Annotated in this window: 8 protein-coding genes and 1 pseudogene; 3 read left to right on the forward strand and 6 right to left on the reverse strand. The window is 39.7% G+C overall.

Annotated elements, in window-relative coordinates:
- Positions 1 to 32 precede the first annotated feature (32 nt).
- Together ABIB40_RS19505 and ABIB40_RS19510 are read right to left on the reverse strand one after the other, a co-directional pair.
- A complete protein-coding gene (locus tag ABIB40_RS19505) occupies positions 33 to 266 on the reverse strand; it encodes a hypothetical protein (RefSeq protein WP_354361399.1) in 234 nt (77 codons plus the stop codon).
- A gap of 58 nt (positions 267 to 324) precedes the next feature.
- The gene (locus tag ABIB40_RS19510) at positions 325 to 957 is read right to left on the reverse strand and encodes a hypothetical protein (RefSeq protein WP_354361401.1); all 633 of its coding nucleotides are present in this window, start codon (positions 955 to 957) and stop codon (positions 325 to 327) included.
- 417 nt (positions 958 to 1,374) lie between these two features.
- On the opposite strand from ABIB40_RS19510, the gene ABIB40_RS19515 reads away from it, so the two are divergent.
- Both ABIB40_RS19515 and ABIB40_RS19520 read left to right on the forward strand, forming a co-directional pair.
- Positions 1,375 to 1,677 carry a transposase gene (locus tag ABIB40_RS19515; RefSeq protein ID WP_354361403.1) on the forward strand — a complete coding sequence of 101 codons (303 nt, stop codon included), beginning with the start codon at positions 1,375 to 1,377 and terminating at the stop codon, positions 1,675 to 1,677.
- A complete protein-coding gene (locus ABIB40_RS19520; protein WP_354361405.1) occupies positions 1,674 to 2,558 on the forward strand; it encodes an IS3 family transposase in 885 nt (294 codons plus the stop codon). Before ABIB40_RS19515 ends, ABIB40_RS19520 begins: the two co-directional genes overlap by 4 nt.
- 6 nt (positions 2,559 to 2,564) lie before the next feature.
- On the opposite strand, the gene ABIB40_RS19525 is transcribed toward ABIB40_RS19520, so the two are convergent.
- On the reverse strand, positions 2,565 to 3,035 hold the full coding sequence (locus ABIB40_RS19525) for a hypothetical protein (protein ID WP_354361407.1): 471 nt from the start codon (positions 3,033 to 3,035) through the stop codon (positions 2,565 to 2,567).
- 91 nt (positions 3,036 to 3,126) lie between these two features.
- Between ABIB40_RS19525 and ABIB40_RS19530 the strand changes: the two genes are divergently transcribed.
- The gene (locus ABIB40_RS19530) at positions 3,127 to 3,843 is read left to right on the forward strand and encodes a TatD family hydrolase (protein ID WP_354361409.1); all 717 of its coding nucleotides are present in this window, start codon (positions 3,127 to 3,129) and stop codon (positions 3,841 to 3,843) included.
- 247 nt (positions 3,844 to 4,090) lie between these two features.
- Here ABIB40_RS19530 and ABIB40_RS19535 read toward each other — a convergent pair whose 3' ends face one another.
- From ABIB40_RS19535 to ABIB40_RS19545, 3 genes and pseudogenes are all read right to left on the reverse strand, one after another.
- Positions 4,091 to 4,693 carry a PDDEXK nuclease domain-containing protein gene (locus ABIB40_RS19535; RefSeq protein ID WP_354361411.1) on the reverse strand — a complete coding sequence of 201 codons (603 nt, stop codon included), beginning with the start codon at positions 4,691 to 4,693 and terminating at the stop codon, positions 4,091 to 4,093.
- Positions 4,670 to 5,158: pseudogene (locus tag ABIB40_RS19540) on the reverse strand (DUF1016 N-terminal domain-containing protein); the annotation flags it as partial. The gene ABIB40_RS19535 and the pseudogene ABIB40_RS19540, both read right to left, overlap by 24 nt.
- Positions 5,159 to 5,236: 78 nt before the next feature.
- Positions 5,237 to 5,725 (reverse strand): recombinase family protein, encoded by a 489-nt coding sequence (locus tag ABIB40_RS19545; protein WP_354361413.1) that lies wholly within the window; start codon positions 5,723 to 5,725, stop codon positions 5,237 to 5,239.
- Between the last annotated feature and the right edge of the window lie 423 nt (positions 5,726 to 6,148).

A 6,148-nucleotide genomic window follows, 5' to 3' on the forward strand; every position in this document is an offset into this window, starting at 1 on the left:
TCTCAGTTTCCAGTATTCTAACGCTAAGCATATCATGTAGCGAAAAGGTCGTTTGTGTTCCCTCCTTCTCTACTGTTTATGCTGTGTCTGGATGGTCGGATCGCTCCATTGGATAAAGGCTTTGATGTTTCATATTTTGGGATTTTATAGGTGTCTGTAAATTCTCCCAACTGCTTGTAAAAATCCTCGGGGTTGTCCTCTCTAAGCCCCATTCCGTACCCCTGCCAGTAGATTTGGTCAAGGTGCTCTATAAATACTTCTTCCATGTTCGTAAATTTTTATGAATTGAATAAATGCCCCTGCCACTAGTTCAGGGGCATTGGGTTAATAGGCAGGAATAACAATATCTGCTTCGATTTCCGCCAATCGGTTCACGCACATGTTGTTTACGAATTGTGCCACCGCTTTGATGATAACGGGGTTTTTGGTGGTAAACTTCTTGCGGTTATCGTCCTCGATGGTCAATACACAACCCTGAAAATGGTTGCTGTCGGTTTCTTCCGCACTTTCCTGCTGTTCAATTTCAAAGGCTTCCAACGCATCAATGGTATCCAACAACCTATCACGCTGTATCTTCCTGCGGTGCAGCTCCTCCACCAATTTTAGAGTACTTTCCAAATTCAGAGTGGGCTTTTGACGTGGTTCTTCCTTAACCTCTTTTTTGGTCGGCTCTGCGTTTGCCAGTTCTGTTTCAACTTTCTGTATTTCGGCTTTTACCTGTTCCTGTGGTCTCTCAGTTTCAACCTTTGGAGCTTGTGGCTCTTGGTAGGCAACCTTTGCGGTGATTTCTTCTTTCGTAGGCTCGGTTTTAGCTTTTGCCCTATTGTTAAACTCATTGCTGGTTGGTAATACGTTAACTTTTTGCTGTTCGGTTTTGCTATTGTCTGCCTTGACGGTTACCGCTGTACCGTTTGCTTTTCCGTTTGATTTGCTGCTTTCTATTACTGTCGTTTTCATGATTTTTTTGATTAAATGTTTTTTAATGGATTCTTTTTTGCCCGAGGGGCATTTTTCCTGCTGCTTTCTGTTTTGGGTGCTGGGTGGGCTTCTGCCTTTTGTTTTTTCCATGTGCTCATCTATTTAATGTCAGTCGGCAGGAGCTTCCTGTCTTTTTGATAAGCACCCTCACCTAAACCAATCCTTTTGTAAGGCAAGACTTTTCAGAAAAAAAAACGTCGTGAGCGCAGCGAGCAGGGAAGATTTTTTTCTGAAAACCCGCAGGGCCCGACCTTGACGGCAAAAGGATTGTTGAGAAATTTGCTTCCAAAAAGATCGGATGGAACTATTAATCAGGAATTGGCACACTGGAGTTGCTACCTTTGAGTAGAGACATTTTATAGATTAAATATAAAGGAACCTATAAATTTGACCAATATGAAAAAGCGGGAGTTTGACAATGAATTCAAGAAAATGGCTGTTTCACTTTCTGAAGTAAAACAATCTGTAAAAGAGACGGCCATTGAACTAGACCTCGATGCCTCCAGACTGAGCAAGTGGCGCAACGACCCCCGCTACAATGGGGGAAAAAATATGATGGACTCTGCCGGTCTCAGTCAGGATCAACAAGAGATCAGGCGTTTAAAGAAGGCGCTCCATAATGCGGAACTGGAACGGGACATCCTAAAAAAGGCGGTGGGCATCTTTTCCAAGGGAGACGGGCGATATACGGGTTCATGAAAGAGCACGCAGTAATCTACCCCGTTGAAAAGATGTCCGTCGTTTTAAAAGTGAGCAGCAGCGGCTATTATAAATGGTTGGGGACACCTGTTGGCAAGCGTGAAAAAGATAATATCATCCTGTTGAAGAACATACAAAGGGTATATGATGCCAGTAAGAAGCGTTATGGTAGCCCGAGGATAGCAGCCTCCCTAAAATTGGAAGGGATTGCGGCATCTCGTCCACGTATCGCGCGGTTGATGTCCAAAAACAACATATGTAGCATAACAAGGAAGAAATATCGCAACACTACCGATTCCAACCATGACCATATCGTACCAGAAAATCATTTGAACAGGGATTTTGTGGCAGTCGAACTCGCCCAAAAATGGGTTGGCGACATTACCTATATCCCGACCGGAGAAGGTTGGCTCTACCTGGCATCGGTGATAGACCTCGCCGACAGACAGGTTGTTGGCTGGAGCATGGCCGATAACATGACCGCACGCGACACCACGGTAGCCGCATGGAATATGGCCGTGAAGAACCGGCCCATTGTAAAAGAGCTCCTTTTTCACTCCGATAGGGGCGTACAATATGCATGCGGGGAGTTCTGTAATGTTTTTGATGGTCTGCCAATAGTACAGAGCATGAGCAGAAAGGGGAATTGTTGGGACAATGCCGTGGCAGAAAGCTTTTTCAAGACGATAAAGACCGAACTGATATACCACAGAAAATTCACAACCAGGGCAGAGGCGAAACTGGAAATATTTGATTATATAGAAGTTTGGTACAAGAAAAACAGATTCCATTCGGCACTGGGCTACCTAACCCCAAAAGCATTCGAGCAAGCCATCATCTCTAAAAGAAAACGTGAGACGAGGATGCAAAATGAAACATAAAGAAAATCAATAATATCTAAAGTAATGCTTCTCAAAAAAAATAAAATGTCTCCACTTTACTATTGCAATTCCATGCTCGAAGTGCATTACAGCCCTGGAGGCACGGTTGTGTTCCTGCAGCAGATCACAGAACCTGGAATATTGAAACCCTTCTGGATAACCTGCAATATACTCTTCCCACAATAATAACCGGGTTACACCTTCTTTGGTGAGCTGCTGGTTGTGATATTCCAAATGTTCAAGAAAATGTACCCGCCTGGGGTCAGCATCCTCCATTACCTCTTCCCTTACAAGACCAAGAATCTCCTCTATATCCCTATCAGAAAGCTTTAATAGGTCATCGAAGGGCAATCCCGTCGATCTGAACTTCTCCAGATAACCCGCAATCGTACGCCTGTTGACCCGCACCTCTTTTTCTATTTTCCGCTGGGAGATGCCCTGGTCTAGGAAAATGAGTATCTGTCTAATCTTATTCATACTGAGCAGTTTGTTCGCCATATCTATAGTAAGTTTGATGCTTACCAAACCTATATAATTGACGGGTTAAACCCCTGCCCAAATAAGTGATATGGTGAAATATAGTGGTGCAGTATGTGTCGGAATGGCAGGACGAAAAACAATTCAAAGTACAGCAAAAGTGGTGCACTTTCAATCGGAACAATTATTCTACCTCAAACAAAAACTGGTGTACTTTGGCTCGGAATGGCTGGTGCAGTATGCCTCGGAATGGGTGGTGTACTATGGGTCGGAATATCCAGAATTTCCGATTTTTATCAAGAACCTTCATAAGACAAGCTATATCGGTGAAGTAGGGATGGACTTTTCTAGGGAAGGAATATCTACAAAGGAGGTTCAGCTGAATTCTTTCTCGCGGATATTAGATGAAATAAAGGAAAAAAAAAAGATTCTCAGTATTCATTCCAGAAGAGCAGAACGGGAAATAATAAACTTACTGATAGAAAAACAGATATTAGCCGGTATTTTTCATTGGTATTCGGGCCCATTGAGACTGATAGATAAAATAGGACAGGCGGGATTTTATTTTTCTGTAAACCCCATGATGACTCGATCTCTAAGTGGGAAAAGTATTATCGGTCGGATTCCGAGAGAAAAGATATTAAGCGAGACTGATGGGCCTTTCACTTCAATCAATGGACTTGTTTTAAAGCCAAAGGATTGCATAAAGGTAATAGACTACCTTTCAGAGATTTGGCAAATAAATGCCTCGGCAGTCGAAAGCCAGCTTCAGGAAAACTTTAAAAAATTACTTTCATTGATAGCATGACAAAGCTCCTTGATATTGGTTTAATTTTCTAGCTTATGAGGTTACAAAATTATCCTTGTTACACTTATTGCAAGAGACTTTGTCATCATAACTGTTGAAAATTAAAGATGAGTGTTCGTATTTTCATTGGTTTATTGAGACAGCATTAGCAATATGTATATTGTGCATATTGCTTTTATAAGGCTGCTTTTGAAGCTATTTCAAAGAATCTCGTATCTTCGAAACTAATATCAATAATTAAAAAAACCTACTCCAATTTTTTGAGTTCCTCCTCAATTTCTGCTATGCTCGGCAAATTAGATTTTAAATCATCAGGCAATATCTCGTTGAGCTCAAATTCGCTTACCCCCATTTTTTTGTAAATATCCCTTAAGGCAAATTCGGTTTCAAAATTGTTCTTGTCCCGACATAACAAAATCCCAATACTCGGCCTATCATCATCTTGTTTGACCAATGTATCTACAGCTGATAGATAGAAGTTCAGCTTACCCGCATACTCAGGTATAAACTTGGTGTTTTTCAACTCGATCACAACATAACATTTTAGCCTAGTGTGATAAAAAAGCAGATCTAAATAATAATCCGTTTCTCCAACTTCTAAATGGTACTGCTGACCAACAAATGCAAACCCTTTTTCAAGTTCTAACAGGAATTTGGTAATATGTGAAATCAATTGCCGCTCTATATCCTTTTCTTGAAATGGCTTGGTCATTGTTAGAAAATCAAAAACATAAGGATCTTTTAGGGTCTGCTGCGCTAATTCTGACAGTTCATCCGGTAAGGTTTGTTTAAAATTGGTTATCGCCTTGCCTTGCCTATCAAATAATTTTGATTTTATCTGTAGTGCCAATACATCTCTGCTCCAACCGTTTTCTATTGTTTGTTGAATGTAGAACTGGGCTTCATCTATATCATTAGATTTGCTAAATATCAATATGTTATGACCCCAGGGAATTTGGGTGACCGGATGTTGTATTATCTGACCATCTTCGTCATTGGATTTCTGTAATTGTCCAACAGCTTGTTGGATAATTGAGGATTCATAAAATTCAAAGAATTGTTTTGCCTAGGACAGGTTGGTTCGGGAGAGCCCATTCATATCAGGAAATTCATCTTTCAAATCTTTGGATACCTGTTCCAAGATCTTATCGCCCCAATTACTCAAGGCTGTTTTTTCTGAGATCATTTTACCCAGCTCCCAATAAAAGCCAATAAGTGCTGAATTTACGGCGATTACTGTTTTTAATTGTGCAGATCTAACTTTTGACTTCAGTTCTTTGAGCCAATCTTTATATTCTTTTGTTAAGGTATCCATTATTTATTAAAACTGATTTTTACACCTTGAAATCGCAGCTATTTGAAAATATCCCTATTGATAAGACATGATCAAATTCTATTTTAACGCGCCTTCGTGCCTCAAATATTTATAAAGTGTTGCCCTGCTAATTTTTACTGAAGAACATATCTCCGCTGTTGTAAGTTGTTTTGAATTATATAGTCTAGTAACTTTTTTAGCAATATCAATAGCTTTTGCGCTTAAACCTTTTTTCCTTCCTCCAATTCGACCTCGCGCTCGAGCTGCTTCAAGGCCGTCATTGGTTCTGCGAAGTATTCTCTTTCGTTCGCTTTCTGCAAGAATTATAAATAGCTTTATAACAAATTCTCCAGATTCTGTTGTGGTGTCAATAAATGGTTCTTGGATTGATTTGATTGCAATTTTTTTGGTAATCCAATATTCTACCACTTTTATCATTTCAGAAGTACTTCTCCCAAGCCTTGAGATATCCCAGACCAAAACAGTATCTCCAGATCTTAAAGTTTCTTTCAACTTCTCAAACTCCGGTCGTTCTTTTGATGCGCCACTAACCTTTTCAAAAAAGATTTTTCACACCCAAAACTTTTGAACCCATCGAACTGCAAATCTGTATTTTGTTCTTTTGATGAAACTCTGATGTAACCAAAAAGCATAGTGTTCATTAAAACGTAAACTATTAAAATAACTATACGTAGTTTTTGTAGACAGCTAATTTAAACTAATATTCCAATATTAGCTAAAATATCGAGTGATTTAGAAATCGCCAAACTGTTGTTTATGAAAACCCTGGTTTGAGTAAACAGTGGACGAAAGACAAAATAATAATTAATGCTACCAATGGTCGATGGATAGCTCAATCATTTTAAATGAAGGGATCTGATTAAGTGGTCTTTAAATTCTCAATATACCGGGGTTTTATGAGCACATTGAGAAAGTAAATCAAGAAAGAGAAAAGATTAAAAACAGGTAAAATTATTTTTCGATTTCTTT

It is taken from the genome of Pedobacter sp. UYP30 (assembly GCF_040547165.1).
Classification (GTDB): Bacteria; Bacteroidota; Bacteroidia; order Sphingobacteriales; family Sphingobacteriaceae; genus Pedobacter.